We start from the raw sequence: 25,866 nt of genomic DNA, 5'->3' as shown, positions 1-25,866 counted from the left end.
TTGTTGCTCTCGGCCACCATGGCGGAGAGAGCATCAATTTGACCAGCGTTCAGGAATTCGCCGCGGGCATCAGCCTGGGCAACGACCTTGGTGAAGGCGTCGAACATTGAAGAGCTCCTGTTCTCGACGTGAGTCGGGGAGGGGGATGAGGGGCCAAACCGAGGAGCTGGCCGAAACCGCCTCATCGCTTGGCCTGGCCATTGTTGGACAAGCTGATCACCCACATCAGCAGCGCTTAACAAACGGTCATTCCAAGAGGCAAAGCCGCTGTACCGCAGGCTTTTTGCCAGATGAGAAGACCCGCTGAAGCCGGCCTGCAGCGCCGCCAGCCGGCACGAGCCGCCGCCACCGTGACCACGCCGACGGCACACTCCGCCGGAGCGCACAAAAAAATCCCCCTCTTTGGAGGGGGATTCGGGAGACCAGCCTTCGAGCGATTCCGCCAGGGAGACGCTCGATGAAGCTGGATCACTCGGCGTCGATGCCACCCGTCACGTTCACAGCGGTGATTTTGCCGCCCATGCGCTGCACGAGACGCATGGTCTCGTTCATGCGGGTATAGGGCACGTTCATCACCACATCCGCGGTGCGGGAGTAGTCGTTGTTGGCCAGACCGGTCACGGTCAAAGACACCTGGCGATCGTTGCTGAAGCTGGTGCCGCGGTTGCCTGCAGAAACCTTCATCGGAGCTACGGGGTAACAGGGAGCGAAGGAACCGATCAGTTGACCGGCGTGATGCTGGCGATCCGGCCGCCTTCGCGGTGGATCTGCTGCTGATACTCGAGCAGCTTGTTGAAGGGGATGAAGCGCACGCGGTTGCTGCGCTTGTGCAGGCGGTAGTTATTGAAACCGGTGATCTCCACGCGGAAGGTGCGGCCCTCTTCGCCGGAACCCACGCCCTGGCGGGTCACGCCATCGGTGGCCACCTTGCGGAACACATTGCCCTTGGCGTTGGGGCTCACCACCGGCACCGGCATCTCCGCGTGCACGGAGGGGTTGAGACGCGACTGATTCTTGGTGATGTCGCCTTTCACAGAAGCGGCAGCACCGCGAGCCAGCTGCAGCATGTAGGAGAACTGCAGACCCTGCTGCCCGGTGGAGTAGTTCCAGCCGTGCAGGTAAGGAACACCCTCCTCACCAAAGCGCTCTTGATACTCAGCGCTGTCGAGGTAGGAGTCGATCTCGGCGTCGAAGCCCTGCTCCTGCAGGATCGTGAAGTGGTGCAGCATCTCCGCCTTGTTCTGGGGAGCGCGGCCGAGCAGGTGCTTGAAGTTGAGCTCGATGAAGCGGTAGGGGTTGGTGCTCTCGAAGAACTTCTTGCGGTAGAGACCGCTCTTGGCCACCTGGCGCACAAACTCACGCACGCTCAGGTAGCCGCGCTTGAACAGCGACTCAGGGCCCTCCAGCCGCTCGCTGGACATCACATATTGATTACCGAGCACCTGCTGGTACACGGCACGGATGAGCGCAGCCTTGTCGTCGGCGGAACCGGTCATCCAGTTCTCATTGACGCGATTGTTGGCGTAACGCTCGATGCCCAGATAGGCAGCGTTGGCGAGGGTCATGGGGCTACGGGAAGCGGGCTTGGACGGCTTGCTTGGGAGGGCGTGCCTGGGGGAGAAGACGCACCGAATCGGCTGCCAGCACAGTTGGCGCCAGAGCCGGATCCTATGGGTGCCGAATGACATCCTCAGGACGCTTTCAGAATCGTTACAAAACGCAGGCCTGGCAGCTTGGGCCAGCATCGGTACCATCCGGCCAGATCCTTTTCGGCCCAAGGCATGTCAGCGAGTGCATCCCTCAGTGCTGGAGCGTTGCAACTGCGGCTCAGCGAACAGATGCAGGCCCTCAGCCTGGTGAGTGAAACCCTCACCCTGCGCCTGTTGGAACTGGAGGAGCGGCTGAGCGCTCTGGAGGGACAACTGGAGGGATTGCAGCACCTGCAAAGCAACACCCTCAGCCACGATTCAGCCGACTTGCTCACCGCCACCGAGGAGCGGATTGCGCGGCTGGAGGATCTGCTCACCGAGCAAAGCGCACCCCAGCGCGCCAGCGTGCATCCGCTGCAGAGGCCCCAACCAGAAGCCAGCGCTCAAGACGCTGGCTTCAACGAACCTGAACTGGAGCTGAACCCCTTCCCCGAGGAGGACGAGGAACAGCCCTTCATGGATGAACTGAGCGCCTGAGGCTCAACCGGCAGAGCCGGTGCCGAGCATGGCGCCGGCCGAGGTGAGCAGCACCCGCAGCACCTCCAGGCCACCGATGGCGGCGAGGGCCAGCCAGATGGTTTGCGCCAATTTCGGAGGTTGGCCGCCCACCCAAGCCGCCGACATCTGACCGCCGCTGAACTGGGCACCGCCACCGCCGAAGGGGTTGGCCGGGGCGCGGCGAGCGCTGGCATCACGCCAGTAGGCGTTGTAACGAGGCGCTTGCTGATTGAAGGGCAGCTGCGGCTTGGCATGGCCGGCCAACACGCGGGAGCGTTGATAGGGCACGGTTTCCAAGCCGAAGGCCTCGAGATACTCCTGGGAGTTCAGCAGGGTATCCACGAAGCCTTCCAGCCCCTGATTGGCAATCACGATCGACCAAGCGATGCGCTCTTGATCCCCATGCACCTCGCGGCCGAGCACACGGCCCACGATCTGCTCCACCACCCGGTAGTTGCTGTTGCAGCGGTAGAAGCCATCGCGGAATTTGCGGGAGAGCAGCAAACCGCGCACGAAATCACGGGCCGTGAGATCGCCATTGCGGAACTGCATCTCGAGCATCGGCTCGCGATCCACCTTGAACGCGTGGAAAAAGATCTGGCGATAGGCACGCTCGATCTGCTCATCCACATCCACTTGGGTGCGCGGCGCTTCATCCGTGCCGATGCAGAAGTTGTTCACCCGTGCGTTCTGGGTGATCGGCTTGGTGGCCAGCAGCGGGAGGGCCATAGCGGGAGAGAAAACCAGCGGCGAAGCTATCGATGGTGCGCCGCTAAACCTCACAGCCCCTTACACAGCTTTACCTCGCCGCTCCTCAGGCCGTCAGCCAATCAGCCGGTAATTCGTGGCTGTAATCGTCGGTGCGCTCGAATTCAAACGGCCCCGCCAGCGATCCCCACAGCTGCTCATGGGTGGCCGGATCGTGGCCACGATCGATGGTGCGCATGCCGCGGCCACTGAGTTCAAAGCTGCTCACCAGATAGGAGAGCGCCCCCTTGCGCTCCACCATGCAGCGGCAGCCCGGCTCCACCTCACCGATGAAGCCATCAGCGGTTTCGCGCACCACATAGGCGCAACCCTCCAGGGGCTTGAGGTCGGCCGCACGGATCTGAGCCCGCTTACCGGCGTCATCAACGGCGCCCCAGAAGCGCTGCTCATCGGCAATGGCCTGGTTGGTGATGATCAGCTCCGAACCGCGCTGCTCCGCCCGCAACACCCGCAGGCGGTAAGGGGCAGCCGGATTGATGGCGTACGACTGATCGAGCAGCAGCGACCCCGGTTCCAGCTGCGGCAGCGGCCGGAATTTCACCAGGATGTGAGCGTAGAGGGGGGGATTGTCGAAGGCCTGCTGCTGATTGCTGAAACCAGCGCTCAGCTGGCGCAGCAGACGAGCAAGGGGGCTGGACATCGCTGATGGCGGGGAATGGGCCGGATCCTATGGGGAACCGCTCAGAGCCCCAGCAGACGGATGCGGAAATCAGCCACCTGATCCGCCATGGCGGGATTGCTGAGCATGAAGGGGTGATCAGCGCAGGCCTCAAGCGCCACGCGCTTCTTGTCGTCGTTGCTCATCACGGCCGCCTCAGGGCTCCCCAGGAGCTTGCGCCAAGCAGCATCGAACACCATCGCGAAGCTGTCGGCGTTGTCGAACAGCTGGCCCGGCTTGTCCGGAATCGAAATGGGCATCGGCTCAATGAGGCGTGGATGCCTCATGCTTTGCAATGCCAGGACCCAGATTTGAACTGGGGACACGGCGATTTTCAATCGCCTGCTCTACCAACTGAGCTATCCCGGCCCGTCGCCGTGGCGACCTGCGGATAGTAGATCACCGAGGGGCGCTCGCCGGTGTTCGCGCCAGGGCCAGCAGGCCCTGCACCGCATGCCCAGCGGCCTGCAGCGCGTGGGCGGCGCTACAGGCCGTCGCCCCCGTGGTGAGGATGTCGTCCACCAGCCAAAGGGGCCGGTTCAGGCCAGCGCCGGCCGGAGCTGCGCCAAAGGCGTCGCGCAGATTGCGGGCGCGAAGGCTGCGGCCCAAGTGGTGCTGCCCCAGGGTGGGGCGGCTTCGCCACAGCAGCTGCGCTGGCGCCAGCGCCGCCCTGCCGCCGCTGGCCTCGGCCAAGGCCAGGGCCACCAGCGCTGGCAACGGATTGCCGGAGCGCTTCCAGCTGGGTAGCGGCACCAACCAGGCGCCCGGCAGCACCGAGGCGCAACAGTGATGCAACCGCGCGGCCAACAGGCTCACCACAGCCCGATCCGGTTTGGGCCGCTGGCGCAGCAGCAAGCCGCGCAGCTCAGCGGCATAGGGGGCCAGGGCACACCACAGCAGGGGCTGATCCCCCTGGAGCCCGCCTTCCGGCAGGGCCAGTGCATCCAGGCACCGCCCGCAAAGGGGGCTGGGGCTGGCCGGCTCACAGGCACCACCGCAGCTGCGGCAGGGGGCTGTGCTGATCAGATCCAGGGCGTGCTGCCAGAAATGGAAGCCCATCCAGCGGCGATGCGATTACAGGGAGCATTCCCCGCCGGCGCTGGTTCAGGCCTGGGGCATCGCCCGCAGCATCGCCACCAGGGTGCGGTGGGCGTCTTCGCTGTCGCTGAGGGTGTGATCAAAGGCCACAGCCAGGCGCTCCCCATCCACCTCCAGCTCCATCGCTTCAGGCCGCACAGCCAGCATGCGCGCCTGCTGCGGGGCAGCAACACCGCCGTAATGGCGCGCGTAAGCCAGCACCGCTTCGGCGTGGTCGTCGTTCATGTGCTTGCAGATGCGATCGCTAACGGCGCTGGTGAGGGGATCGGCGGCCATGGGCAGCGGGGTGACTAATGCGCCCGATTCTGGGGGCTCAGGCCACGCCGAAGCGCTGCCAAAGCAGCCAGGCCAAGCGCACGCCCGAAAAGCTCACGTAGCCGGCCAGCACCACAAACAGCCCCATGGCCAACCAATCACGCAGGCGGGTGTTCATGGAGCGGGCAGAGCGGAGAGCGCCAGTCTGGCCATACCCAGCGCCGCCGTGCACTGGGGGCGATTGAGCACCGGGCGCTGCAGCAGGCGCTGGCGCAGGGCCCGCCACTGGGGATTGCGGGCACCGCCGCCGAGGCTGATCACCCGCTGCACCGCCGGCGCCCCCAACTGCTCGAGCCGCTGCCAACCGGCCCGCTCGATGGCCGCTAGGCCCTCCAGCAACCCATGCAGGTAGAGCGCATCACTCACCGGCCTGGGCTCGAGCACGGGCTCGAGCCGGGGGTCATCCACCGGGAAGCGTTCCCCGGGGCGCGGCAGGGGCCGCAGTGCCAGCCCGCTGCTGCGGCGCGGATCGATCTGGCGGCTGAGCTCCACCAACTGGGCATCGGTAAAAAAGCGGCGCAACACACCGGCGCCAGCGTTGGAGGCCCCGCCCACCAACCAGCGGCCTAACACCCGCTGGCAGCTGATCCCAGGCCCCTCCAGGGGCTGATCACTGAATTGCTTGAGCACCAGCGTGGTGCCGAGCACTGCCACACCATCGCCCGGTTGCAGATCAGCCGCCAGCACCGCCGCACTGGCATCGGTGCTACCGGCCACCACCGCGCACTCTGGCGGCAGGCCCAAGGCACAGGCGGCCGCAGCACCGATGGGCCCCAGGAGCTGGCCCGATCGGCAGATCTCAGGCAACGCGCTACTCCAGGGCTGCTCGGCGATCCGCCCCCACCAGCGGCCCCGCTGCTGATCCCAGCCCAGGCGCAGGTTATTGCCTTCTTCGCCCCAACGCCAATCGCCCAGGAGCCAACCCAACAGCCAATCGGCCTGATGGCGCAGCAGCCAGGGGCCGGGCTCCGGTGCTTGGGCGAGCAGGCGCAGGGCGCGGGCCAGGCTGCCGCTGGCGCTGGCGGCGGGCACGCCTGTGCCGGCGGGGCCCACCAGCGCCGCAGCCGCCTCAACCTGCTCCGGGCAAGCCAGGTGATACGTCAGGGCCTGATCCAGGGGGCTGGGGCCCAGGCTGCCGTCGGGGCGGCAGAGCAGCAGCGTGCCGGAGGTGCCATCCACAGCGATGGCCACCACCGCACCGCGCAGATCGGAAGGGAGCTCCAGGCACAGCGCCTGCAGGCCCTCCCGCCACCCCAGGGGATCAGCAAAGGGGGCGGGATAGGGCGATTGGTGCTCCGCCACCAGCTGGCCAGCTGGGTTCACCAGCGCCAGCCTTAAGCCACTAGTGCCCAGGTCAACGCCCAGGCCCAGGCGTTCAGGCGGCAACGCGGCTGGCAGTGGCCTGTTTCAAGCTGGCGACGATGGTGGCCACGTCCTCCCAGGGGAGGTTGAGGTCGCTGCGGCCGAAGTGGCCGTAGGCGGCCACGTCTTGATAAAAGCGGCCGCCGCGCTGTTGGGGCAGTTCCCGCAGGCCGAAGGTTTCGATGATGGCGCCGGGGCGCAGATCGAAGTGCTCCTGCACTAGGGCCGTGAGGTCGGCGTTGCTGATGGCACCGGTGCCGAAGCTCTCCACCAGGATGCTCACCGGCTTGGCCACGCCGATGGCGTAGCTGAGCTGCACTTCAGCCTTGCGCGCCAGACCGGCGGCCACCAGGGCCTTGGCCACATAACGGGCGGCATAAGCAGCGGAGCGGTCCACCTTGGTGGGGTCCTTGCCGGAGAAGGCGCCACCGCCATGGCGGGCATAGCCGCCATAGGTGTCGACGATGATCTTGCGACCAGTGAGGCCGGCATCGCCCTGGGGACCACCCACCACAAATTTGCCCGTGGGGTTCACCAGAAAGCGGGTGCTCTCTTTCGAGGGCTTGAGGCTGAGATCGGAGGTGGCGGGCTCTACCACATGGCTCCACAAATCGGCAGCGATGCGCTCACGCAGGGCTTTCTCTTCAGAGATCCCGTCAATCTCCGCGGTGTGCTGGGTGGAGATCAAGATGGTGTCGATCGCCACGGGCTGATCGTTTTCGTACACCACGCTCACCTGGGTTTTGCCGTCAGGGAGCAGGTAACCCAAGGTGCCGTTGTGGCGCACTTCCGCCAAACGCCGAGCCAGGCGGTGAGCCAGGCTGATCGGCAGCGGCATCAGCTCTGGCGTTTCATCGCAGGCATAGCCAAACATGATCCCCTGATCGCCGGCACCCACCAGATCGAGGGGATCGCCGGCGTGGTCGTCGGCCTCATCCACACCCTGAGCGATATCGGGCGACTGCTGATCCAGTGCCACCAGCACCGCGCAGCTGTTGGAATCGAAGCCACCGGCGCGGGCGCCGCTGTAACCGATCTGCTGGATCACACCCCGCACCAGGGTGTTGAAATCAACCCGAGCCGTGGTGGTCACCTCGCCGGTGATCAGGCAAAGGCCGGTGTTCACCACGGTTTCGCAGGCCACGCGCGAGGCGGGATCCTGGGCGAGCAGCGCATCCAGCACCGCATCGCTCACCTGATCACAGATCTTGTCGGGGTGACCCTCGGTCACCGATTCCGAGGTGAACACGTAGCGCGACGGCGCCCCGGCGGTGCTGCTCATTCGCTCAGCTGGATGGCAAATAGCTCACCACCCTAGGAGCCGGTCAGGCTGAGCTCCGTCCAGTGATGGATGCGCGGATGGGGTTCAGCCAGCGGCGGCGGGCTGCTCCAGGCGGCGGTGTAGCCAAGAGCCAACTGATGGGGGATCCCAGCCGCCACAGCCATGCGTAGATCGCTGTTGGCATCGCCGATCAGGGCGCAGCGCGACGCCGCCACCCCCAGCTGCTCGCACAAGCCATGCACGGCAGCGGGATCGGGCTTTCGAGGCCGGTGTTCGGCACTCCACAGGCCAGCAAAAAAGGGGTCCAAGCCATGGCTGGCGAGAAAGTGCTTAATGCCGGCCATGTCGTCGTTGCTGATCACCGCGCACACCACGCCGGCGGCCTGCAGCTGCTGGAGCCAGGGGCGCAACCCCTCGGTGGTGGTGCTGGTATGCCCCCCGGAACCCTGACTGCGACGCGCATCCTGCTGATCCGCCAGGGCAAACACGCTTTCGCTGAGGGCGAGGGCCTCCGGCCAGCCCATCCCCACCTGCACGAGGGCCGTAGCCGTGGCGATCAGGTTGTGATCGCGGCTGGCCACGGCCGTGATTCCGGCTGGGCAGATTGCGGCAGGGCTGAGGCCGTAGGCCCGCTCCAGCAGGTGCTGAAGATCAGGCAACACAGCAGCGGGCAAGGCCGGGGCAGCCAGCTCCAGGCAAAGAAAAACCCTGGCCGAAGCCAGGGTGAGGAGCTGAGGCTCGCTGATGCTGAGGGTGCCGTCCTTGTCGAACAGCACCGCATCCACAGAACCCAGGGCTGTGCCGCGTAAGTGCAGGCACACCATGGCGTGATCAGTCGAGGGTGACGCCCATGGGCTCGTTGTCTTCGGCTTGCTCGAGCAGCATTTGCTTGTAGCGGGCAGCCATCTCCTCGGCCTTTTCGAACACCTTCTGGGGATCGGTGAGCATGTCGCCGGGTTCGGGCTCGAGGGCCTTGGTGGAGAGGGAGATGCGACCGCGCTCGGCGTCGAGGTCGATGATCATCACCTTCATCTGATCATTCACGTTGAGCACCGTGTGCGGTGTCTCGATGTGCTCGTGGCTGATCTCAGAGATGTGCAGCAGGCCGCTCACACCCCCGATGTCGATGAAGGCGCCGTAGGGCTTGATGCCGCGAACGGTACCGATCACCACTTCGCCCACCTCGAGGCGGTTCATCTTGCGCTCCACCAGAGCGCGGCGATGGCTGAGCACCAGGCGGTTGCGCTCTTCATCCACCTCGAGGAACTTGAGGGGAAGGAAGTCGGCAACGAGCTCTTCCTTGGGCTTGCGGGTGCTGATGTGGCTGCCGGGGATGAAGCCGCGCAGACCTTCCACCCGCACGAGGGCACCACCGCGGTTGGTGGCAAACACTTCGCTGTAGATGGTGGCGTCTTCCTTCTGCAGCTGACGCACCCGCTCCCAGGCACGCTGGTACTCAATCCGGCGGATCGAAAGGGTGAGCTGACCGTCTTCGTTTTCTTCGCTGAGGATGAAGAACTCGCGCTCTTCCCCGGGCTCGAGCACATCGCTGATGCTCTCCACCCGGTTGATCGACACCTCCTGCATGGGCATGAAGGCGGCGGTCTTCGCGCCGATGTCGATCATGGAGCCCTTGGGCTCGATGGCGAACACGGTGCCCTTCACCACGTCGCCAGGCTTGAAGTTGTAGTCGTACTTGCTCAGCAGCGACGCGAACTCATCCAGGGTGAAGCCCACACCATCGAGATCGCGGCCGGCGTTGCGGCTGCTGGAGTCGTCGGCACTGGGCACCTCTTCCGGAATGCCGAGCTCGAGATCGGCAGCCGCTTCAGCGGCGAAGTCCTGATCCACGGCGAGCTCCTGCTCGCTGGTGGTGAGATCGGAAGGGGTCACGGTCATGGAGAGTCGGCGGCCTGCCTGGGGCAGTACGAGAGAGCCTCTGTCGCCGCCCGCCAACGGGCGCAGAGGAATCTCACACTATACAAACCGCAGCACAGGGCTCTCAGCCCACGGCTGCCAGGCGCTTGGCGCTGCTGCGCCGGGCTGAAGCGCCTTGGAGCCCCTCGAGGGTGGCCACGAAATCACCCACGCTCTGGAACTGGCGGTACACCGAAGCGAAGCGCACATAGGCGACATCGCTCATCTCAGCCAGTTGCACCAGCACCAGTTCCCCGATATCACCGCTGCTCACCTCGCGGCCACTGCGGCCCTGCAGCTGCAGCTCCAGCTCATCCACCACGGATTCGAGGCGGCTGGGCTCCAGGCCGGTTTTTTCACAAGCCCGCAGCAATCCGTGCAGCAGCTTGTTGCGATTGAAGGCTTCACGGCTGCCATTGCGCTTCACCACGGTGATCGGCACCGTTTCCACCCGTTCATAGGTGGTGAAACGAAACTCGCAGTGCAGACATTCACGGCGGCGGCGCACACTGCGGCCGGAATCAGCGGAACGCGATTCCAGAACGCGGCTGTCGGTGTGCTGGCACGAAGGGCACTGCATGGCCCGAAAGTCCGCCGGAAATGTGAAGCAAGTGTAGACAGTCTTCGTCCAATTGAGAAGGGAGTTGCCGCCTGGGGTTTTGATCTGTGATCGGCGCAAAGCATCGCCACAGCGTGAGACTGGCCGCCCACACGGGGCCCAAGCAACAAAAAACCCCTGCCGGAGCAGGGGTTGGTGGGGCCTAAGCGGCTGATGATCACTTGCCGATCTTCGGGGGATCGCGGAAGGCGATGGCGAAGAACAGGGTGGAAATCCCGAGCGCCAGGATCAGGATGTAAGCGAAGCTTTCCATGGATGAACCTCCTAGCGATCAGCTGAGGGTGGTGCCGGCAGGGGGCACGTAGCCCTCCGGCAGACGGCGGGTGGAACGGTCGCCCAGCTTCTGGAACAGACCGAACTCCACCTGTTCGCCCAGATCGGGGTCGATACCGGCGAACACATCGCGGTACAGGGTGCGAGCACCGTGCCAGATGTGGCCGAAGAAGAACAGCAGCGCGAAGCAGGCGTGGCCGAAGGTGAACCAGCCGCGGGGTGAGCTGCGGAAGGTGCCGTCGGAGTGATAAGTCTCGCGATCGAATTCGAACGCTTCACCCAGCTGAGCCTTGCGGGCCAGGCGCTTCACATCAGCGGGATCGGTGAAGGTCTGACCGTTGAGGGCGCCGCCGTACACGGTGGCGGTCACGCCGGTCTGCTCGAAGGAGTACTTCGCTTCAGCGCGGCGGAAGGGGATGTCAGCGCGCACGATGCCCTGGTTGTCTTCCAGAACCACAGGGAAGTTCTCGAAGAAGTTGGGCAGACGACGCACTTCCAGATCGCGACCATCCTTATCGGTGAAGGCGATGTGACCCAGCCAACCGGTGGGCAGGCCATCACCGTTCACCATCGGGCCCACGCGGAACAGGCCGCCCTTGGCAGGGCTGTTACCCACGTAGTCGTAGAAGGCGAGCTTCTCAGGGATGGAGGCGTAGGCCTGTTCCTTGGTGGCACCGTTGTCGAGCGCCGTCTGCACGCGGCGGTTGATTTCCGTCTTGAAGTAGCCCTGATCCCACTGGTAGCGGGTGGGGCCGAACAGCTCAACCGGGGTGGCCGCTGCGCCGTACCACATGGTGCCGGCCACCACGAAGGCAGCGAAGAACACCGCAGCGATGGCGCTGGAGAGCACCGTTTCGATGTTGCCCATGCGCAGAGCCTTGTAGAGGCGCTCCGGCGGGCGGGTGGTGATGTGGAAGATGCCGGCGATGATGCCGACGATGCCTGCAGCGATGTGGTGAGCCACGATGCCGCCCGGGTTGAAGGGGTTAAACCCTTCAGGGCCCCAGGAAGGCTGAACAGGCTCGAGGTGTCCGGTGATCCCGTAGGGGTCTGACACCCACATACCTGGGCCGAACACACCGGTGAGGTGGAAGGCGCCGAAGCCGAAGCAGGCCAGACCAGCGAGCAGCAGGTGGATCCCGAAGATCTTGGGGAGGTCGAGGGCGGGCTCGCCGGTGCGAGGGTCCTGCCAGATCTCCAGATCCCAGTAGGTCCAGTGCCAGATGGCGGCCAGGAAGAGCAGGCCGCTGAGAATGATGTGAGCAGCTGCCACACCTTCGAAGCTCCAGAAGCCGGGGTCAACACCGGTTTCACCGGTGATGCTCCAGCCGCCCCAGCTGCCGGTCACGCCCAGACGGGCCATGAACGGCATCACGAACATGCCCTGGCGCCACATCGGGTTGAGCACCGGGTCGGAGGGATCGAAGATGGCCAGCTCATAAAGCGCCATGGAGCCGGCCCAGCCGGCGACCAGAGCGGTGTGCATGAGGTGCACGGCCAACAGACGGCCCGGGTCGTTGATCACGACCGTGTGCACCCGATACCAGGGCAATCCCATGGGGGTTAGGTCCGGGGAAACAATCAGCCGCCCGCACCGGTGAACCGGTAGGCGGTTGGCAACACGATCAAGCCCAACCAGTCGAAACCAGCAGACACTTGATCCGTGCTGGCGATGGTAAGGGGTTCGCGTGGCCCACTGATTCGATCGCAGCACAGCTGAAACGTGCCGTGATGACGAGCAGGCCGCTCACAGCGGCTTGCGCCCCAGCGGGCGGTTACAAAACGCAACCCTCGGCCTCAGAATGCTGCGGTTGCCCAGGGATTGCCATGCCCGTGATTCGGTTTGTTCGCGAAGGTCGCGACGTGGAGTGCTACCCGGGTGAGAACCTGCGGGAGGTGGCCCTGCGCGAGGGCATTGCCCTCTATGGCCTGAAGGGCCAGCTGGGCAATTGCGGCGGCTGCGGCCAATGCATCACCTGTTTTGTGGATGTGGTGGGCGAAAGCAGCCCCGGCAGCCTCAGCGGCCGCACTGCGGTGGAAGAGCAAAAGCTGCGCCGCCGGCCGCAAACCTGGCGCCTGGCCTGCCAAACCCTGGTGAATCAATCGGTGCTGGTGCTCACCAAGCCGCAGACCGGCCTAGGCGATCTCGATCAAAAGGTGAATCAAGCCAAGGCCGAGCCCCTACCGGCCGGTCCAACGGCCTGGCCGGTGCAGGAGAGCGACGAAGACGAGGAGGCCTCCGGCCAAACCACTACGAGCGATGAAGAGGCCTGATCGGCGCCGTGCAGCGGTGATACCGTCATCGCGCTGAAGGCTCTTGCAATGGAAACCAACGATCTCGGCTTTGTCGCCAGTCTGATGTTCGTGCTGGTTCCAACCGTGTTCCTGCTGGTTCTGTACATCCAGACCAGCAGCCGCCAGGGTTGATCACCGGAACGCGTCTTGGCCCTTCGGCCCTTTGATTCGGCCCCTGGCCGACCCACAGCAACAAACAGGCACTCCCCGAGCGAAAGCCCTCATCCAACGAATCCCCGGAGCAGCTGATGGCCGCTCCGGGGATTTTTGCGGCCAGGGCATGACCTGACCGCTGGGGCCTCAGGGCCGTGGCCGTTCAGCGGCGGCCTTCCGGCTCACGCACCAACAGCACCGGCGCCGGTGCATGCACCCGGATGTAATCACTCACCGATGAGCCGAGCAGGCGATCGATATCCACCAAACCGCGCGCCACCAGGGGGCGCCGATCCTGCGACGCAATCACCAGCAAATCCGATTTGTCATCCGCCGCCGCGTCACACACCCCACGACCGATATCGCCGGTGCGGTGGATGGCCTTCATCTCCACCCCATAGCCGCGAGCCCGCTGCACGGCTTTCTCGAGCAGCTCGTCGGCCGGAGATTTGCCGCCGCGGGAGGGGGTGATGTCTTGCCGGCTGATGTGGATGCCGGTGAGGCTGGCGCCAGGGGTATCGCGCACGAGCTCACAGGCCAGGCGCAGGGCGTCATCGCCCACGCCGGTGCCATCAACCGCCACCATCACGCGGTTGATATGGCGCACGTAGAGGTCGTCGCGCACCAGCAGCATCGGCCGCGTGGACAGCTGAAACACGTACTGGCTAGCGCTGTTGCTCAAGATCGACTGCAGGCGCCCCAAGCCCCGGGAGCCCATCACGATCAGGTCGGCATCGAGCTCATCGGCCACCTTGAGCACGGTCTGCTTGGTGTCGCCCTGGCGAATGATCGTGTTCACCTCAGCGGGGTTCAGCCCGAGGCGCTGCACCGCTTCGGCCACGATGCCGGCCGCCTTCTGCGAGTGCTCGGCGTAGTTCTCACCCGCCTGCTCTGATACCACGTGAAGCAGGTTGATGCGCGCCTGCTTCACGGCTGGGATGTCGCGCAGCATGCGCACCATCTCTTCAACGTGGCCCTTGCCGGAATCGGCGATCAGAAGGTTGCGGAACACAGCCGTTGCAACGCGCTCGGGCAGCCTATGGCTGATCCGCCACCGCGGACCAAGCGCAGCGAACACCGTGACGGAGCAACAACAACCGCATCCCTGGCGCCTGATTCGGCGCGTGCTGCCACAACACACCGACCACGCCGGGGTGATGTGGCACGGGGCCTATCTGAGCTGGCTGGAGGAAGCCCGCGTGGAAGCCCTCAGCGCCGCCGGACTGGCCTACGCCGATCTCTCGGCCGAGGGGCTGGAATTGCCGGTGGTGAGCCTCTCGATCCAATACCGCCAGGCCCTGCTCCATGGCGAGGAGGTGTGCGTGAGCAGTTGGGTGCTGCCGCGCCAAGGGGTGAAGCTGCCCTGGCGCAGCGCCTTCCTCAAGGCCGATGGCAGCGTGGCCGCCGAGGCCGCGGTGGAGCTGGTGCTGGTGGATCTCTCCGCTGGGCCAGCCCAGCGCAAGCTGATGCGCCGGCTGCCTCCAGCCCTAAACCAAGCCCTCAAGCGGCTGGAGAGCGGCCCAACCTGAGACCCACCACTCTCGCTATAGTACTGGCGTACTGGCGGGAGTGGGTGCATGGGAGAGCTGCTACGGGCCCCGTTTGCTGCGGCCGGGAAGGGCCTCAAGGCCTCCCCGAAACACCTAGAGCGCCGGGCGCACCGGCGACAGAACCGGGGGCACGATCCCCGTGTTGAACGCGAACGCCTGTGGCAGATGCTCTGGGCGGGCTGCCCTGGCATCGGCTGGCAGCGGCTGGAGCGGCTCGAGGGGATGTTTGGCAGCCTCGAGGTGGCCTGGGGGGCCAGCGCAACCGACCTGATCCATGGGCTCAGCGGCCATACACGCCTGCACCAGCGGGAGCTCGAGGCACTGGAGCACTACCGCAGCAGCCACGGACCGGCCCCCATCAGTGCGCCACCGAGCGCGGAGCAGCGGCAGCGCTGGAGGAAGTCCGCTTGCCTGCTCCCCTCCGATCTCACCTACCCAGAAGCCCTACTGCAGCTGGAGCGGCCTCCGCTGCAGCTGTTCTGGCGAGGCCAAGGGTCGCGGTGGGCTGCCCTGGGCCCAAGCCAGGCGGTGGCCGTGGTGGGCACCCGCCGCCCCTCCCGCCATGGCCTCACCATGGCTCGGCTGATCGGGCGAGCTCTGGCCGAAGCCGGCTGGCCGGTGGTGAGCGGCCTGGCGGAGGGCATCGATGCAGCCGCCCACCAGGGCTGCCTGGAAGCGGGAGGCTGCCCCGTGGGGGTGCTGGGCACACCACTCAACCGCGTTTATCCCCGTCATCACGGTCAGCTCCAGGCCACCGTGGCGGAGCAGGGCTTACTCGTGAGCGAGTTGCCGGAGGACACCCCGGGCCGCGCCGGCCATTTCGCCCTGCGCAATCGGCTGCAGGTAGGGCTCGCACAGGCGCTGGTGCTGGTGGAATGCCCCGCCAACAGCGGAGCACTGCACTCCGCTGAGCTGGCCTGGGAGCTGGGCATGCCGATCTGGGTGGTGCCCGCTGACGCAGGCCGCATCAGCGCCGCCGGCAGCAACCGCTGGCTCACGCAAGGCGCCACGCCATTGCTGAACCCCACCGATCTCACCACCAGCCTCGGCGCAGGGCCACTTAGGCCAACCCGCAGCAACAGCGTTGCGGCAGCGGATGCACCCTTGCTGCAGCGGGAGGCAGCCCTGTTGGCCGCCCTTGGTGCTGGGGCCTCCCTGGATCAGCTGTGTGATCGCCTTCGACTGGCCCCCGGGGTGATCAGTGAACGGCTCCTGCGGCTCGAGCTGGCGGGGGTGCTGCGCAGTGAACCGGGGCTGTGGTGGCGGCCCTGCTGAACGCAGCCCTGCCTAGGGTTAGTGGATGGCCAACACGGTTGCCGCAGCTGAAGTTTTGCAGTGGCGGCGCCGGCAACTGGAGGCCGGCGGCGAAGCCAGCCATCTCGATTGGCTTTTAGACCTCGGAGGCGGCATCCGCTGGCAAACGCTCCAGCAACTGCGCCTGTATCCAGAGCAGCCGGTGGAGCTGGAGGCGCCACTGCAGCGGCTGGAGGCGCTCTGGCAGCAACACCTGAGCAGCGGCGTACCGCTGCAATACCTGGTGGGACGCTGCCCTTGGCGGGATCTGGAGCTGGAGGTAAGGCCAGGCGCGCTGATCCCCCGCCAGGAAACCGAACTGCTGATCGAGCTGGCCGAGCAACAGCTCGGCAGTAGCGGGGGCGTCTGGAGCACAGACCAACGCCCCAGCCTGCGCTGGGCCGACCTGGGCACGGGCTCGGGTTGCCTGGCGGTGGGCCTAGGCCGCAGCTGGCCAGGCAGCCGCGGAGTGGCGGTGGATCAATCCCGTGAAGCCTTGGCGCTGGCGCAGCGCAATCTCAGCCGCTACCAGCTGCTTGAGCGCGTGGAGTTGCGCCAGGGCAGCTGGTGGGCCCCCCTGGCCGACATGGCTGGTCGGCTGGATCTCGTGATCTCGAATCCGCCGTACATCCCCACGGCGGTGTGGCAAAACCTCGAGGCCTGCGTGCGTGATCACGAGCCCGCCCTGGCTCTCGATGGTGGTGGGGATGGTCTCGAAGCGATCCGCGCGATCGCAGCGGGTGCCGCCAGCCATCTCGCCCCGGGCGGTTGGCTGCTGCTGGAGCACCACCACGATCAAAGCAGCGCCGTTCTTGCCCTGCTGAGGGCGGCTGGGCTGGAGCAGGTGCAGGCGCACCGCGATCTCGAAGGCATCTGGCGGTTCGCCAGCGGCCGCCGCCCAGGCGCTACACCCTGAACCAACACGTCACACCGCCATGCCCAGCCTGAGCTGCAGCCCCAGCGCGCTTGCCGCAAGGCTCCAGGACGGCAAGGCCGCCATCTTTCCAACCGACACCCTGCCAGCCCTGGCCAGCCGGCCGGAAGCAGCCAACCTGCTCTGGGAGCTCAAGCAGCGGCCACGCCACAAGCCCGTGATCCTGATGGCGGCAACGGCCGAAGCACTGCTCCACTGCCTCGAACGCCCGATCGAACCGGCCTGGCAGAGCATGGCCGAGCGCTACTGGCCAGGGGCCCTCACCCTGGTGCTGCCGGCGCAGGGCGCCTGGCTGGAGCAGCTCAACCCAGGCGGCTCCACCCTCGGCTTACGGCTGCCGGCGTGCGCAGCTGCCCTGGAGCTGCTCGCCCTAAGCGGTCCGCTGGCTACTACCAGCGCTAACCGCTCGGGCGAGCCGGCCTGCCTCGATCACCACGAAGCCGCTGAACGCTTTCCGGAGGTGGCTCAGCTGGGCCCTGTGCCCTGGCCCGCACCCTCTGGGCAAGGCAGCACCGTGATCGAGTGGCTGCCGGAAGGTGGCTGGAAACTGCTACGGGCCGGTGCTGTGATGCCGCCAGGGCTGATCAACCAAGGCGGACCCCGATGACAGCCCTGATTCTGCTAATCGCAGCGCTACTGGGGCTCAACCATTGGCTGCTCGAGCCAGCTGTACAGGCGAGCAGTGATCTGCTCGAGCTGAAACTGGTGCCCTGGCTGGCGCTGGGCGCTGCCGCCTGGCTGCTGGCCGGCAGGCCTAGCGACGGCTGAGGGACAACAGGGGGCAACACCACACGAAAAAGCCCCCGGCCGAGGCCGGAGGCTGCAGTCGTCCCTCGAAGGGGGCAAGAGGTGAGAGAAAGCGGCTGCAAGCAGCCGCTTGGGATCAACCGAACTTGCCGGATGTGGAGGCGATCAGGAAGGCGGCGTAGGTCACGAAGTAGCCCACGGTGAAGTGAGCCAGACCAACCACACGGGCCTGAACGATCGAGAGAGCCACGGGCTTGTCGCGCCAGCCCACCAGGTTGGCGAGCGGAGTGCGCTGGTGAGCCCAGACGATGGTCTCGATCAGTTCCTGCCAGTAACCGCGCCAGGAGATCAGGAACATGAAGCCGGTGGCCCAGATCAGGTGACCGAACAGGAACATCCAGGCCCAGACGGCGAGGTTGTTGCTGCCATACGGGTTGTAACCGTTGATCAGCTGAGAGGAGTTGAGCCACAGGTAGTCGCGGAACCAGCCCATCAGATAGGTGCTGGATTCGTTGAACTGAGCCACGTTGCCCTGCCAGATGGCGAGGTGCTTCCAGTGCCAGTAGAAGGTGAGCCAGCCCACGGTGTTCAGGGCCCAGAAGACAGCCAGATAGAAGGCGTCCCAGGCACTGATGTCGCAGGTGCCACCACGGCCAGGGCCGTCGCAGGGGAAGGAGTAGCCGAAGTCCTTCTTGTCGGGCATCAGCTTGGAGCCACGGGCATCCAGAGCACCCTTCACCAGGATCAAGGTGGTGGTGTGCAGACCCAGAGCGATGGCGTGGTGCACCAGGAAGTCACCAGGGCCGATCTGCAGGAACAGATCGTTGCCGCCATCGTTGATGGCATCCATCCAACCGCCCATGTAGGCAGCGCTGGCATTGCTAGCGGCGCTAGCGCCATTGGAGAGGAGCACATCGAAGCCGTACATGGCCTTACCGGAGGCAGCCTGCACGAACTGGGCGAACACGGGCTCCACCAGGATCTGCTTCTCGGGGGTACCGAAGGCAACCACCACGTCGTTGTGGACGTAGAGGCCCAGGGTGTGGAAACCGAGGAACAGGGACACCCAGCTCAGGTGGCTGATGATCGCTTCTTTGTGCTCGAGCATCCGAGCCAGGACGTTGTCCTTGTTGGCTTCGGGGTCGTAGTCACGGATGAAGAAGATCGCACCGTGAGCGAAGGCACCGCACATCAGGAAGATGGCGATGTACTGGTGGTGGGTGTAGAGGGCAGCTTGTGTCGTGTAGTCCTTCGCGATGAACGCGTAGGACGGCATCGAGTACATGTGCTGCGCCACCAGGCTGGTCACAACGCCCAGGGAAGCCAGGGCCAGACCGAGCTGGAAGTGGAGCGAGTTGTTGATGGTGTCGTAGAGACCCTTGTGGCCAGCGCCGAGGTCACCAGGGGTGCCTTTGGGCGGGTTGTGGGCTTCGAGGATCTCGCGGATCGAGTGGCCGATACCGAAGTTGGTCCGGTACATGTGGCCGGCAATCACAAACAGACAGCCAATCGCCAGGTGGTGATGGGCAATGTCGGTGAGCCAGAGGGCCTCGCTCTGGGGGTGGAAACCACCCAGGAAGGTGAGGATCGCGGTGCCTGCGCCTTCTGAAGTACCAAACACCTGATAGGCGGTGTCGGGGTTCGCGGCGTAAACGCCCCAGTTACCGGTGAAGAACGGAGCCAGACCGGCGGGGTGAGGCAGCACGTTGAGGAAGTTGTCCCAACCCACGTGCTGACCGCGCGATTCAGGAATCGCCACGTGCACGAGGTGACCGGCCCAAGCGATGGAGCTGAAGCCGAACAGCACCGCGAGGTGGTGGTTCAGGCGGGATTCAGCGTTCTTGAACCAGGCCAGGGAGGGCCGGAACTTGGGCTGCAGGTGCAGCCAGCCAGCGAACAGAGCCCAGGCCGACAGGATCATCATGAAGATGGAACCCTGATACAGCTCGGCGTTGGTGCGCATGCCGATGGTGTACCACCAGTGGTACACGCCGGAGTACGCAATGTTCACCGGGGAGGAGGCGCCAGCCTGGGTGAAGGCTGTGATGGCGCCCTGGCCGAAGTGGGGATCCCAGATCGCGTGAGCGATGGGACGGACATGCAGAGGATCGGCGACCCACTGCTCGAAGTTGCCCTGCCAGGCGACGTGGAACAGGTTGCCCGAAACCCAGAGGCCGATGATCGCGAGGTGACCGAAGTGAGTGGAGAAAAGCTTTTGGTAAAGCTTTTCCTCCGTCATTCCGTCATGGCTCTCGAAGTCGTGAGCCGTGGCGATCCCGTACCAAATACGACGGGTTGTCGGGTCCTGTGCCAGGCCCTGGCTGAACGAAGGAAATTTCGTTGCCATTGGGAAAGGTCAGGAGAGGTCAGCCGACCGCAATGATGCGGGCCAGGAAGAACGACCAGGTGGTCGCGATGCCGCCCAGCAGATAGTGGGCAACACCGACGGCACGACCCTGGGTGATGGAGAGCGCCCGCGGCTGAATGGCGGGAGCAACCTTCAGCTTGTTGTGAGCCCACACGATGGACTCAATCAGCTCTTGCCAGTAGCCGCGGCCACTGAACAGGAACATCAGGCTGAACGCCCAGACGAAGTGGGCACCCAGGAACATCAGACCGTAGGCACTGGTGGCGGAGCCATAGCTGTTGATCACCTGTGCGGCCTGGGCCCACAGGAAGTCACGCAGCCAGCCGTTGATCGTGATGGCGCTGTTGGCGAAGTTGCCGTTGGTGATGTGAGACACGGTTCCGTCAGCGTTGACGGTGCCCCACACGTCGCTCTGCATCTTCCAGGAGAAGTGGAAGATGACGATTGACAGGGAGTTGTACATCCAGAACAGGCCCAGGAACACGTGGTCCCAAGCCGACACCTGGCAGGTACCGCCACGGCCGGGGCCGTCGCAGGGGAAGCGGAAGCCGAGGTTCGCCTTGTCGGGAACCAGGCGGCTGCTGCGGGCATACAGAACACCCTTCAGCAGGATCAGCACCGTCACGTGAATCGTGAAGGCGTGAATGTGGTGGACCATGAAGTCGGCCGTTCCCAGGGGGATCGGACCGGCGGCCACCTTGCCGCCCACGGCAACCACGGTGCCGTTGAACACTTCGCTCACGCCGGCGAGGGCGTTGGGAGCGGTGCTACCGGCAGCAGCAGCGTGCAGACCCTGAATCCACTGCGCGAAGACGGGCTTCAGGGCAATGGCGGAGTCGCTGAACATGTCCTGGGGACGGCCCAGGGCACGCATGGTGTCGTTGTGGATGTAGAGGCCGAAGCTGTGGAAGCCCAGCCAGATGCACACCCAGTTGAGGTGTGAGATCAGGGCATCACGCGCCTTGAGCACCCGGTCGAGCACGTTGTCCACGTGCTTGGCGGGGTCGTAGTCGCGGATCATCGCGATAGCGGCGTGGGCGCCGGCACCAACGATCAGGAAACCACCGATCCAGGTGTGGTGGGTGAAGATCGACAGCTGGGTGGGGTAGTCGATGCCGATGTAGGGATACGGAGGCATCGCATACATGTGCTGAGCAACGATGATGCTCAGCGAGCCCAGCAGAGCCAGGTTCACAGCCAGCTGGGCGTGCCAGCTGGTGGTCATGAACTCGTAGAGACCGTCATGACCGTTGGAGGCGGGGAACAGCAGGGGGTCGCCCTTCTGGCCCTCGAGGATCTCCTTGATGCTGTGACCGATGCCCCAGTTGGTCCGGTACATGTGACCGGCCACGATGAACAGCACCGCAATCGCCAGGTGGTGGTGAGCGATGTCGCTCATCCACAGGCTGCCGGTCACAGGATTCAGACCACCTTTAAAGGTGAGGAAATCGCTGTAAGCGGCCCAGTTGCCGGTGAAGAAGGCATTGATGCCTGCACCGAAACCGGGGAACAACTGGGCGATGAGGTCCTGATTCAGGAACTCGTGGGGCAGAGGGATGTCTGCATAGGTGGCGATGGTCTTGCCGTTGAGCGCCAGCGGCTTGCCGGCGTCGATGGCATCCATCAGCGCGGTGGTGGGCAGGGACACATGAATCAGGTGTCCAGCCCAGGAGAGGGAGCCCAGACCAAGCAGACCGGCCAGATGGTGGTTGAGCATCGACTCAACGTTCTGGAACCACTCGAGCTTGGGAGCTGCCTTGTGGTAGTGGAAAACGCCGGCATTGAGCATCAAGCCGGCCATCACCAGAGCACCAATAGCCAGCGCCATCAGTTGCGTTTCGTTGGTGATGCCCCAGGCCCGCCATACATGGAAGAGGCCGGAGGTGATCTGAATGCCGTGGAAGCCGGCACCCACATCGCCATTAAGGATTTCCTGGCCGAACACGGGCCAAACCACCTGCGCACTGGGTTTCACGTGCGTGGGGTCGGCCAGCCAGCCGGAGTAGTTGGAGAAGCGCGCGCCGTGGAAGAAGGCGCCGCTCAGCCAGATGAAGATGACGGCCAGGTGACCGAAGTGGGCCGAAAAGATCTTCCGGCTGACCTCTTCGAGATCACTGGTGTGGCTGTCGAAGTCGTGAGCGTTGGCGTGGAGGTTCCAAACCCACGTGGTGGTTTTGGGACCTTTGGCAAGGCTGCGATCGAAATGGCCGGGCTTGCCGAACAGTTCGAAGGTGGCCGGGTTGTTCACCCGGTCGACCTGGGCCTTCGCCGTTTTCCCACGCTCTGGTGGGCTGATGGTCATCGAGACGTTCCTCGAGGGACGGGGTCGAGGTGGAGGTCCACCCTTCCGGCCAGGGGCACCGGCAAGCCGGAGGCCACGGACCAGTGGAGCCACAGGCACAGCGGAAAACCGCGTGCGCCTATGGGCGCCGACACGAACGGGAGGCAAGGCCGAAGCCGAAACCCCTTTTCATGACTGGCGCTTGGGCCCCAGAAAGGGGACCGCTGGCGGAAGTATAAAAGTGAATTCCGAGCCCTTTGGCCCGGCAGTTACAAAGGTTCAATCCGGAGCCGGGCCAGTCAGGGACTGAGCTCTTGCGGAAGCAAAACATCAGCGAAAAAACGCGTGTTTCAGCACTTGATGTAGGCCGAGGCGAACAAATAAAGGGCCCTTTTTGTTAGCAAACGCCACTTGCGCAGCGGCTTGTTGTCCGCAACGCTGCAGACTGTGCTGAACAAGCTCAAAACGAGCAACGGGAGGATTCACCATGCTGGCGGCACCGCGGCGGGCGCTCTTAGCCCTGGTGCTGGTGGTGCTCACATTGGTGAGCGGGGGTTGCGGAAGCAAGGCCGGCCCGGCTGCATCAGCGGCAAGCCCAAGCAACCTCAGTGCCAGCGCCCCCTCAGGTGCGCTGCAGGAAGTGGCGCCCCCCCGAGCGGTGCAACAACTCAGTGAGCGGCTCAATGAGCGGGCGCCCCAGGTGCGGGTGCTGGCTCCACAGGACAACGCCCTGCTGCCCGCTGGCCCTTGGACCCTGAAGCTCGAGGTGAGGGACTGGCCCCTGAGCGATGCCAGTCCGCTGGGACTGGGGCCCCATCTCGTGGTGCAGCTCGATGATCAAGCACCGATTCGGATCACCAGCAGCGACGCTGCAGCCGCTGTGGCGATGCCGGATCTCAGGCCCGGAAGCCATCGCGTGACGGTGTATGCCGCCCGGCCCTGGGGAGAAGCGGTGAAGGCCCCGGGCGCGAGTGCCCAGATCCGGGTCCACCGCGTGGCCCGCAATGCCGCCGAACTGCCCGCCAGCGGCAGCCCCCAGCTGATTGCGGCTAGCCCGGAGGCGCCGCAGGCGATGGAGCCGGTGCTGATCGATTGGCTGCTGATCGATGCCCCCCTGCAGAACCTGCGCGACGACGATGCCCGCTGGCGCCTGCGCATCAGCGTGAACGGCGACAGCTTCCTGGTGGATCGCCAAACCCCGCTGTGGCTGAAGGGCTTCAAGCGCGGCAGCAATGCGGTGCAACTGGAGTTGCTCGATGGCCGCGGCGATCCCCTGAATCCACCCTTTAACAGCGTGGTGCGCGAGGTGGTGATCGGTTCAGGCAGCCAACCCGCTTGGCTGCGCCCCAACCTCTCGGCCAACGATCTGGCCCTATTGGCCGGCGACACACGCGCCCCTGAAGTCACGCCAGCGGCACCCGCCGAGCCGGAGCCGGCACTTGAGCCAGAGCCGGAACCCCAACCCGGCCCAGCAGCCCCAGCCGAGGCCACTCCCCCCTCAGCTGAGCAGGTCGAAGCTCCCCCAGCGGAAGCTGCAGCAGAGCCTCCTGCTCTGGCGCCAGCGCCCGCACAAACAGACGACACCCCCCCCGCCACATCACAGCCAGAACCGGAGCCGAAGCTCGAGCCAGAACCCGAACCTGAACCCGAGCAGGCACCGGCAACACCAGTCACCCAAGAGCCTGCAGCTGCTCCCGCGCCGGAGCGCATCGCGCCACAAACAAGCCTGAGTGGCTCCGCCCGCGACCAGGTGAATGCCGACGGGTCGCTGCAACAGCCCACCCCGCGCGGCCCGTTGGCCGGGCTGCGGGAGAAGCTGGGTGGATGAGTGAACGCCTGAGCTGGGGTTTTGCCCTCAACAGTCAAGCCCTTCCCCTGTTGCGTCAGCTGCTGGAGCGGGGCCTGATCGACCGCATCGCCAGCCCCGCCGATGGCGATGCCTGGCAACCCGGCGACCTGCAGCGGCTGCTTGAGAGCGAATGGCCTCGCAGCCGGGCCTTTGTGGCCATCGGCGCCTGCGGCGCGATCACCCGGCTGATTGCACCATTGCTGCACGGCAAAGAACGCGACCCCGCCGTGGTGGTGGCTGACGCCCAGGGGCGGTATGCGATTCCGCTGCTGGGAGGGCATGGCGCCGGGGCTGAAGCGCTGGCCCAAAGCGTGGCGGCGTTGCTGGGGGGCGAAGCGGTGCTGACGGGCAGCAGCGCCAGCCAGCAACACGTGGCCCTCGATGCCTTTGGCCAACGCTGGGGCTGGCGCCGCGGATCCGGCGACTGGGACGCGCTGATGAAAGCGGCCGCCCGCGGCGACGCCGTGGCCCTGGAGCACCAGAGCGGCAACCCACGCTGGTTGCAGCTGCCTGGTCTGCCGCCCCAGCGCAGCGCAGGCATGCCCCTGAGTGTGGGGGTGGAGCGCAGTGCGCACTGCCGCTGGCACCCCCCTGCCCTGTGGGTTGGCATGGGCTGCGAGCGGGGCACCAGCCTCTCGCTGCTGCAGCGCTGCCTGAAGCAGAGCCTCGCCGCTGAGGGGCTGGCGCTGGAAGCCATCGCCGGGCTCGCGAGTGCCGATCGCAAAGCCGATGAACCCGCCCTGCTGCAACTGGCTGAACAGCACGGCTGGCCCCTGCGCTGCTTCAGCAGCACCGCCTTGAGCGCCGTGCCCGTGCCGAATCCCTCCGCGGTGGTGGAGGCCGAGCTCGGCACCGCCAGCGTGGCGGAGGCGGCCGCGCTGCTGGCCGCCGGCCCGGGAGCCCAGCTGCGCACCCCCAAACGGATCGAGCGCGCCACGACCGATGAGCAAGGCGCCGCCACGGCGGCCATCGCCCAGGCCGCCCAGCAGTGGGCACCCCAGCGGGGCTGCCTGCACCTGATCGGCAGCGGGCCGGGCAATCTCGCGCTGCTCACCCCCGATGCCCGAGCCGCCCTGGCGGAGAGCTGCGTGTGGGTGGGCTACGGCCTGTATCTGGATCTGCTGGAGCCGCTGCGCCGGCCCGACCAACTGCGCAGCGACGGCCAACTCACTTTGGAGCGGGAACGCTGCCGCGAAGCTCTGGAGCTGGCCTGCCAGGGCCTCACGGTGGCCCTGGTGTCGTCGGGGGATAGCGGCATCTACGGCATGGCGGGGCTTGCCCTGGAGCAATGGATGGCCCTGGCCGAACACGATCGACCAGCCTTTCAAGTGCATCCAGGCCTCTCGGCCCTGCAACTGGCGGCTGCCCGGGCCGGCGCTCCGCTGATGCACGATTTCTGCACCGTGAGCCTCAGCGATCGGCTCACCCCCTGGACCGTGATCGAGCAACGCCTCAAGGCCGCGGCCGAGGGCGACTTCGTGGTGGCGCTCTACAACCCGCGCTCCAAGGGGCGCGATTGGCAACTCGGCCGGGCTCAGGAGCTGCTGCTGGCGCAACGGCCGCCATCCACGCCCGTGGTGGTGGCACGGCAACTGGGCCGCCCCGAGGAAGCGGTGCAGTTACACAGCCTGGGGGCACTGCCGATCGAGCAGATCGACATGCTCACCCTGGTGCTGATCGGCAACAGCAGCAGCCGCGTGGAGGGCGGTCGCATGGTGACCCCCAGGGGGTATCCAGGCGCCGAGCTCAGCTGAAAGTCGGGATGACAGGATTCGAACCTGCGGCCCCTTCGTCCCGAACGAAGTGCGCTACCAAGCTGCGCTACATCCCGATGCCTGGAGTGTAGGAGATGGCCCTCCAGCAAAGGCTCTGACCCACTTCACGCAGCAGCCTTGGG

General features: G+C 65.5%; 27 protein-coding genes, 2 tRNA genes and 1 pseudogene. 10 read left to right on the top strand and 20 right to left on the bottom strand.

The features are described 5' to 3' along the window. The 3 genes and pseudogenes from KUL97_RS13645 to KUL97_RS13635 form a co-directional block, all read right to left on the bottom strand. Positions 1-107, bottom strand: a pseudogene (locus KUL97_RS13645) (phycocyanin subunit beta); the annotation flags it as partial. Between the two features lie 361 nt (positions 108-468). After that, entirely contained in the window at positions 469-684 is a 216-nt protein-coding gene (locus KUL97_RS13640; protein ID WP_217797534.1) for a phycobilisome linker polypeptide, read from the bottom strand. Between the two features lie 35 nt (positions 685-719). Further along, positions 720-1,565 (bottom strand): phycobilisome rod-core linker polypeptide, encoded by an 846-nt coding sequence (locus KUL97_RS13635; protein WP_217797533.1) that lies wholly within the window; start codon positions 1,563-1,565, stop codon positions 720-722. A gap of 216 nt (positions 1,566-1,781) precedes the next feature. On the opposite strand from KUL97_RS13635, the gene KUL97_RS13630 reads away from it, so the two are divergent. Continuing rightward, entirely contained in the window at positions 1,782-2,186 is a 405-nt protein-coding gene (locus KUL97_RS13630; RefSeq protein ID WP_217797532.1) for a hypothetical protein, read from the top strand. Positions 2,187-2,189: 3 nt separating this feature from the next. Here KUL97_RS13630 and KUL97_RS13625 read toward each other — a convergent pair whose 3' ends face one another. From KUL97_RS13625 to psbB, 13 genes are all read right to left on the bottom strand, one after another. Continuing rightward, positions 2,190-2,936, bottom strand: a complete 747-nt coding sequence (locus tag KUL97_RS13625) for a phycobilisome rod-core linker polypeptide (RefSeq protein WP_217797531.1) — start codon at positions 2,934-2,936, stop codon at positions 2,190-2,192. Positions 2,937-3,021: 85 nt separating this feature from the next. Beyond that, complete coding sequence (locus KUL97_RS13620) at positions 3,022-3,615, bottom strand: chromophore lyase CpcT/CpeT (RefSeq protein WP_217797530.1); 594 nt, start codon at positions 3,613-3,615, stop codon at positions 3,022-3,024. A gap of 41 nt (positions 3,616-3,656) precedes the next feature. Then, complete coding sequence (locus KUL97_RS13615; RefSeq protein WP_217797529.1) at positions 3,657-3,893, bottom strand: hypothetical protein; 237 nt, start codon at positions 3,891-3,893, stop codon at positions 3,657-3,659. A 36-nt stretch (positions 3,894-3,929) separates the two neighbouring features. Next, a tRNA-Phe gene (locus KUL97_RS13610) sits at positions 3,930-4,002 on the bottom strand. Positions 4,003-4,032: 30 nt separating this feature from the next. Beyond that, the gene (locus KUL97_RS13605; protein ID WP_217797528.1) at positions 4,033-4,692 is read right to left on the bottom strand and encodes a ComF family protein; all 660 of its coding nucleotides are present in this window, start codon (positions 4,690-4,692) and stop codon (positions 4,033-4,035) included. Between the two features lie 45 nt (positions 4,693-4,737). After that, entirely contained in the window at positions 4,738-5,007 is a 270-nt protein-coding gene (locus KUL97_RS13600; RefSeq protein ID WP_217797527.1) for a DUF2470 domain-containing protein, read from the bottom strand. 153 nt (positions 5,008-5,160) lie between these two features. Beyond that, positions 5,161-6,432 (bottom strand): FGGY-family carbohydrate kinase, encoded by a 1,272-nt coding sequence (locus tag KUL97_RS13595; protein WP_217797526.1) that lies wholly within the window; start codon positions 6,430-6,432, stop codon positions 5,161-5,163. Next, a complete protein-coding gene (gene metK, locus KUL97_RS13590; RefSeq protein WP_217797525.1) occupies positions 6,422-7,690 on the bottom strand; it encodes a methionine adenosyltransferase in 1,269 nt (422 codons plus the stop codon). Before metK ends, KUL97_RS13595 begins: the two co-directional genes overlap by 11 nt. Before the next feature lie 32 nt (positions 7,691-7,722). Then, on the bottom strand, positions 7,723-8,514 hold the full coding sequence (locus KUL97_RS13585) for an HAD family hydrolase (protein WP_217797524.1): 792 nt from the start codon (positions 8,512-8,514) through the stop codon (positions 7,723-7,725). 7 nt (positions 8,515-8,521) lie between these two features. After that, positions 8,522-9,589 (bottom strand): 30S ribosomal protein S1, encoded by a 1,068-nt coding sequence (locus tag KUL97_RS13580; protein ID WP_217797523.1) that lies wholly within the window; start codon positions 9,587-9,589, stop codon positions 8,522-8,524. A 103-nt stretch (positions 9,590-9,692) separates the two neighbouring features. After that, complete coding sequence (gene nrdR / locus KUL97_RS13575) at positions 9,693-10,187, bottom strand: transcriptional regulator NrdR (protein WP_217797522.1); 495 nt, start codon at positions 10,185-10,187, stop codon at positions 9,693-9,695. Between the two features lie 196 nt (positions 10,188-10,383). Next, positions 10,384-10,479, bottom strand: coding sequence for a photosystem II reaction center protein T (locus tag KUL97_RS13570; RefSeq protein WP_010311829.1), 96 nt, complete (start codon positions 10,477-10,479; stop codon positions 10,384-10,386). 18 nt (positions 10,480-10,497) lie between these two features. Next, the gene (gene psbB / locus KUL97_RS13565; protein WP_010311832.1) at positions 10,498-12,057 is read right to left on the bottom strand and encodes a photosystem II chlorophyll-binding protein CP47; all 1,560 of its coding nucleotides are present in this window, start codon (positions 12,055-12,057) and stop codon (positions 10,498-10,500) included. A 269-nt stretch (positions 12,058-12,326) separates the two neighbouring features. Here psbB and KUL97_RS13560 point away from each other — a divergent pair, with 269 nt between their 5' ends. Beyond that, positions 12,327-12,773 (top strand): 2Fe-2S iron-sulfur cluster-binding protein, encoded by a 447-nt coding sequence (locus KUL97_RS13560; RefSeq protein WP_217797521.1) that lies wholly within the window; start codon positions 12,327-12,329, stop codon positions 12,771-12,773. A gap of 48 nt (positions 12,774-12,821) precedes the next feature. After that, positions 12,822-12,926, top strand: a complete 105-nt coding sequence (gene psbM / locus KUL97_RS13555) for a photosystem II reaction center protein PsbM (RefSeq protein ID WP_010311839.1) — start codon at positions 12,822-12,824, stop codon at positions 12,924-12,926. Between the two features lie 184 nt (positions 12,927-13,110). Here the strand turns inward: psbM and KUL97_RS13550 are convergent, their stop codons facing one another. Then, positions 13,111-13,959 (bottom strand): universal stress protein, encoded by an 849-nt coding sequence (locus KUL97_RS13550; RefSeq protein WP_217797520.1) that lies wholly within the window; start codon positions 13,957-13,959, stop codon positions 13,111-13,113. Positions 13,960-14,026: 67 nt separating this feature from the next. Here KUL97_RS13550 and KUL97_RS13545 point away from each other — a divergent pair, with 67 nt between their 5' ends. From KUL97_RS13545 to KUL97_RS13525, 5 genes are all read left to right on the top strand, one after another. Continuing rightward, on the top strand, positions 14,027-14,476 hold the full coding sequence (locus KUL97_RS13545; protein ID WP_217797519.1) for an acyl-CoA thioesterase: 450 nt from the start codon (positions 14,027-14,029) through the stop codon (positions 14,474-14,476). A gap of 186 nt (positions 14,477-14,662) precedes the next feature. Then, positions 14,663-15,772, top strand: a complete 1,110-nt coding sequence (locus tag KUL97_RS13540; protein ID WP_254896562.1) for a DNA-processing protein DprA — start codon at positions 14,663-14,665, stop codon at positions 15,770-15,772. Positions 15,773-15,797: 25 nt separating this feature from the next. After that, complete coding sequence (gene prmC, locus KUL97_RS13535) at positions 15,798-16,706, top strand: peptide chain release factor N(5)-glutamine methyltransferase (RefSeq protein ID WP_217797517.1); 909 nt, start codon at positions 15,798-15,800, stop codon at positions 16,704-16,706. Positions 16,707-16,725: 19 nt separating this feature from the next. After that, positions 16,726-17,331: a Sua5/YciO/YrdC/YwlC family protein gene (locus KUL97_RS13530; RefSeq protein ID WP_217797516.1), complete on the top strand. Its 606-nt coding sequence runs from the start codon at positions 16,726-16,728 to the stop codon at positions 17,329-17,331. After that, positions 17,328-17,492, top strand: a complete 165-nt coding sequence (locus KUL97_RS13525; RefSeq protein WP_217797537.1) for a hypothetical protein — start codon at positions 17,328-17,330, stop codon at positions 17,490-17,492. The genes KUL97_RS13530 and KUL97_RS13525 overlap by 4 nt, the downstream gene beginning before the upstream one ends. A 115-nt stretch (positions 17,493-17,607) precedes the next feature. On the opposite strand, the gene psaB is transcribed toward KUL97_RS13525, so the two are convergent. Together psaB and psaA are read right to left on the bottom strand one after the other, a co-directional pair. Beyond that, positions 17,608-19,818: a photosystem I core protein PsaB gene (gene psaB / locus KUL97_RS13520; RefSeq protein ID WP_217797515.1), complete on the bottom strand. Its 2,211-nt coding sequence runs from the start codon at positions 19,816-19,818 to the stop codon at positions 17,608-17,610. Between the two features lie 19 nt (positions 19,819-19,837). After that, positions 19,838-22,141, bottom strand: a complete 2,304-nt coding sequence (gene psaA, locus KUL97_RS13515) for a photosystem I core protein PsaA (RefSeq protein ID WP_010311856.1) — start codon at positions 22,139-22,141, stop codon at positions 19,838-19,840. Positions 22,142-22,607: 466 nt separating this feature from the next. On the opposite strand from psaA, the gene KUL97_RS13510 reads away from it, so the two are divergent. After that, complete coding sequence (locus KUL97_RS13510; RefSeq protein WP_217797514.1) at positions 22,608-23,948, top strand: hypothetical protein; 1,341 nt, start codon at positions 22,608-22,610, stop codon at positions 23,946-23,948. Beyond that, complete coding sequence (gene cobJ, locus KUL97_RS13505; RefSeq protein WP_217797513.1) at positions 23,945-25,723, top strand: precorrin-3B C(17)-methyltransferase; 1,779 nt, start codon at positions 23,945-23,947, stop codon at positions 25,721-25,723. The genes KUL97_RS13510 and cobJ overlap by 4 nt, the downstream gene beginning before the upstream one ends. Positions 25,724-25,726: 3 nt before the next feature. Here the strand turns inward: cobJ and KUL97_RS13500 are convergent. Next, a tRNA-Pro gene (locus tag KUL97_RS13500) sits at positions 25,727-25,800 on the bottom strand. Positions 25,801-25,866 lie beyond the last annotated feature (66 nt).

Source organism: Synechococcus sp. HK05 (genome assembly GCF_019104765.1).
In the GTDB taxonomy this organism is placed as follows: domain Bacteria; phylum Cyanobacteriota; class Cyanobacteriia; order PCC-6307; family Cyanobiaceae; genus Vulcanococcus.
This window is presented reverse-complemented; position numbering and strand designations above follow the sequence as displayed.

Excerpts from the sequence above, each read along its gene's own strand:
- KUL97_RS13640 (WP_217797534.1), bottom strand. The coding sequence starts at position 684 with ATGAAGGTTTCTGCAGGCAACCGCGGCACCAGCTTCAGCAACGATCGC.
- KUL97_RS13635 (WP_217797533.1), bottom strand. The coding sequence starts at position 1,565 with ATGACCCTCGCCAACGCTGCCTATCTGGGCATCGAGCGTTACGCCAAC.
- KUL97_RS13630 (WP_217797532.1), top strand. The coding sequence starts at position 1,782 with ATGTCAGCGAGTGCATCCCTCAGTGCTGGAGCGTTGCAACTGCGGCTC.
- KUL97_RS13625 (WP_217797531.1), bottom strand. The coding sequence starts at position 2,936 with ATGGCCCTCCCGCTGCTGGCCACCAAGCCGATCACCCAGAACGCACGG.
- KUL97_RS13620 (WP_217797530.1), bottom strand. The coding sequence starts at position 3,615 with ATGTCCAGCCCCCTTGCTCGTCTGCTGCGCCAGCTGAGCGCTGGTTTC.
- KUL97_RS13615 (WP_217797529.1), bottom strand. The coding sequence starts at position 3,893 with ATGCCCATTTCGATTCCGGACAAGCCGGGCCAGCTGTTCGACAACGCC.
- KUL97_RS13605 (WP_217797528.1), bottom strand. The coding sequence starts at position 4,692 with ATGGGCTTCCATTTCTGGCAGCACGCCCTGGATCTGATCAGCACAGCC.
- KUL97_RS13600 (WP_217797527.1), bottom strand. The coding sequence starts at position 5,007 with ATGGCCGCCGATCCCCTCACCAGCGCCGTTAGCGATCGCATCTGCAAG.
- metK (WP_217797525.1), bottom strand. The coding sequence starts at position 7,690 with ATGAGCAGCACCGCCGGGGCGCCGTCGCGCTACGTGTTCACCTCGGAA.
- KUL97_RS13585 (WP_217797524.1), bottom strand. The coding sequence starts at position 8,514 with ATGGTGTGCCTGCACTTACGCGGCACAGCCCTGGGTTCTGTGGATGCG.
- KUL97_RS13580 (WP_217797523.1), bottom strand. The coding sequence starts at position 9,589 with ATGACCGTGACCCCTTCCGATCTCACCACCAGCGAGCAGGAGCTCGCC.
- nrdR (WP_217797522.1), bottom strand. The coding sequence starts at position 10,187 with ATGCAGTGCCCTTCGTGCCAGCACACCGACAGCCGCGTTCTGGAATCG.
- KUL97_RS13570 (WP_010311829.1), bottom strand. The coding sequence starts at position 10,479 with ATGGAAAGCTTCGCTTACATCCTGATCCTGGCGCTCGGGATTTCCACC.
- psbB (WP_010311832.1), bottom strand. The coding sequence starts at position 12,057 with ATGGGATTGCCCTGGTATCGGGTGCACACGGTCGTGATCAACGACCCG.
- KUL97_RS13560 (WP_217797521.1), top strand. The coding sequence starts at position 12,327 with ATGCCCGTGATTCGGTTTGTTCGCGAAGGTCGCGACGTGGAGTGCTAC.
- psbM (WP_010311839.1), top strand. The coding sequence starts at position 12,822 with ATGGAAACCAACGATCTCGGCTTTGTCGCCAGTCTGATGTTCGTGCTG.
- KUL97_RS13540 (WP_254896562.1), top strand. The coding sequence starts at position 14,663 with ATGCTCTGGGCGGGCTGCCCTGGCATCGGCTGGCAGCGGCTGGAGCGG.
- prmC (WP_217797517.1), top strand. The coding sequence starts at position 15,798 with ATGGCCAACACGGTTGCCGCAGCTGAAGTTTTGCAGTGGCGGCGCCGG.
- KUL97_RS13530 (WP_217797516.1), top strand. The coding sequence starts at position 16,726 with ATGCCCAGCCTGAGCTGCAGCCCCAGCGCGCTTGCCGCAAGGCTCCAG.
- KUL97_RS13525 (WP_217797537.1), top strand. The coding sequence starts at position 17,328 with ATGACAGCCCTGATTCTGCTAATCGCAGCGCTACTGGGGCTCAACCAT.
- psaB (WP_217797515.1), bottom strand. The coding sequence starts at position 19,818 with ATGGCAACGAAATTTCCTTCGTTCAGCCAGGGCCTGGCACAGGACCCG.
- psaA (WP_010311856.1), bottom strand. The coding sequence starts at position 22,141 with ATGACCATCAGCCCACCAGAGCGTGGGAAAACGGCGAAGGCCCAGGTC.
- KUL97_RS13510 (WP_217797514.1), top strand. The coding sequence starts at position 22,608 with ATGCTGGCGGCACCGCGGCGGGCGCTCTTAGCCCTGGTGCTGGTGGTG.
- cobJ (WP_217797513.1), top strand. The coding sequence starts at position 23,945 with ATGAGTGAACGCCTGAGCTGGGGTTTTGCCCTCAACAGTCAAGCCCTT.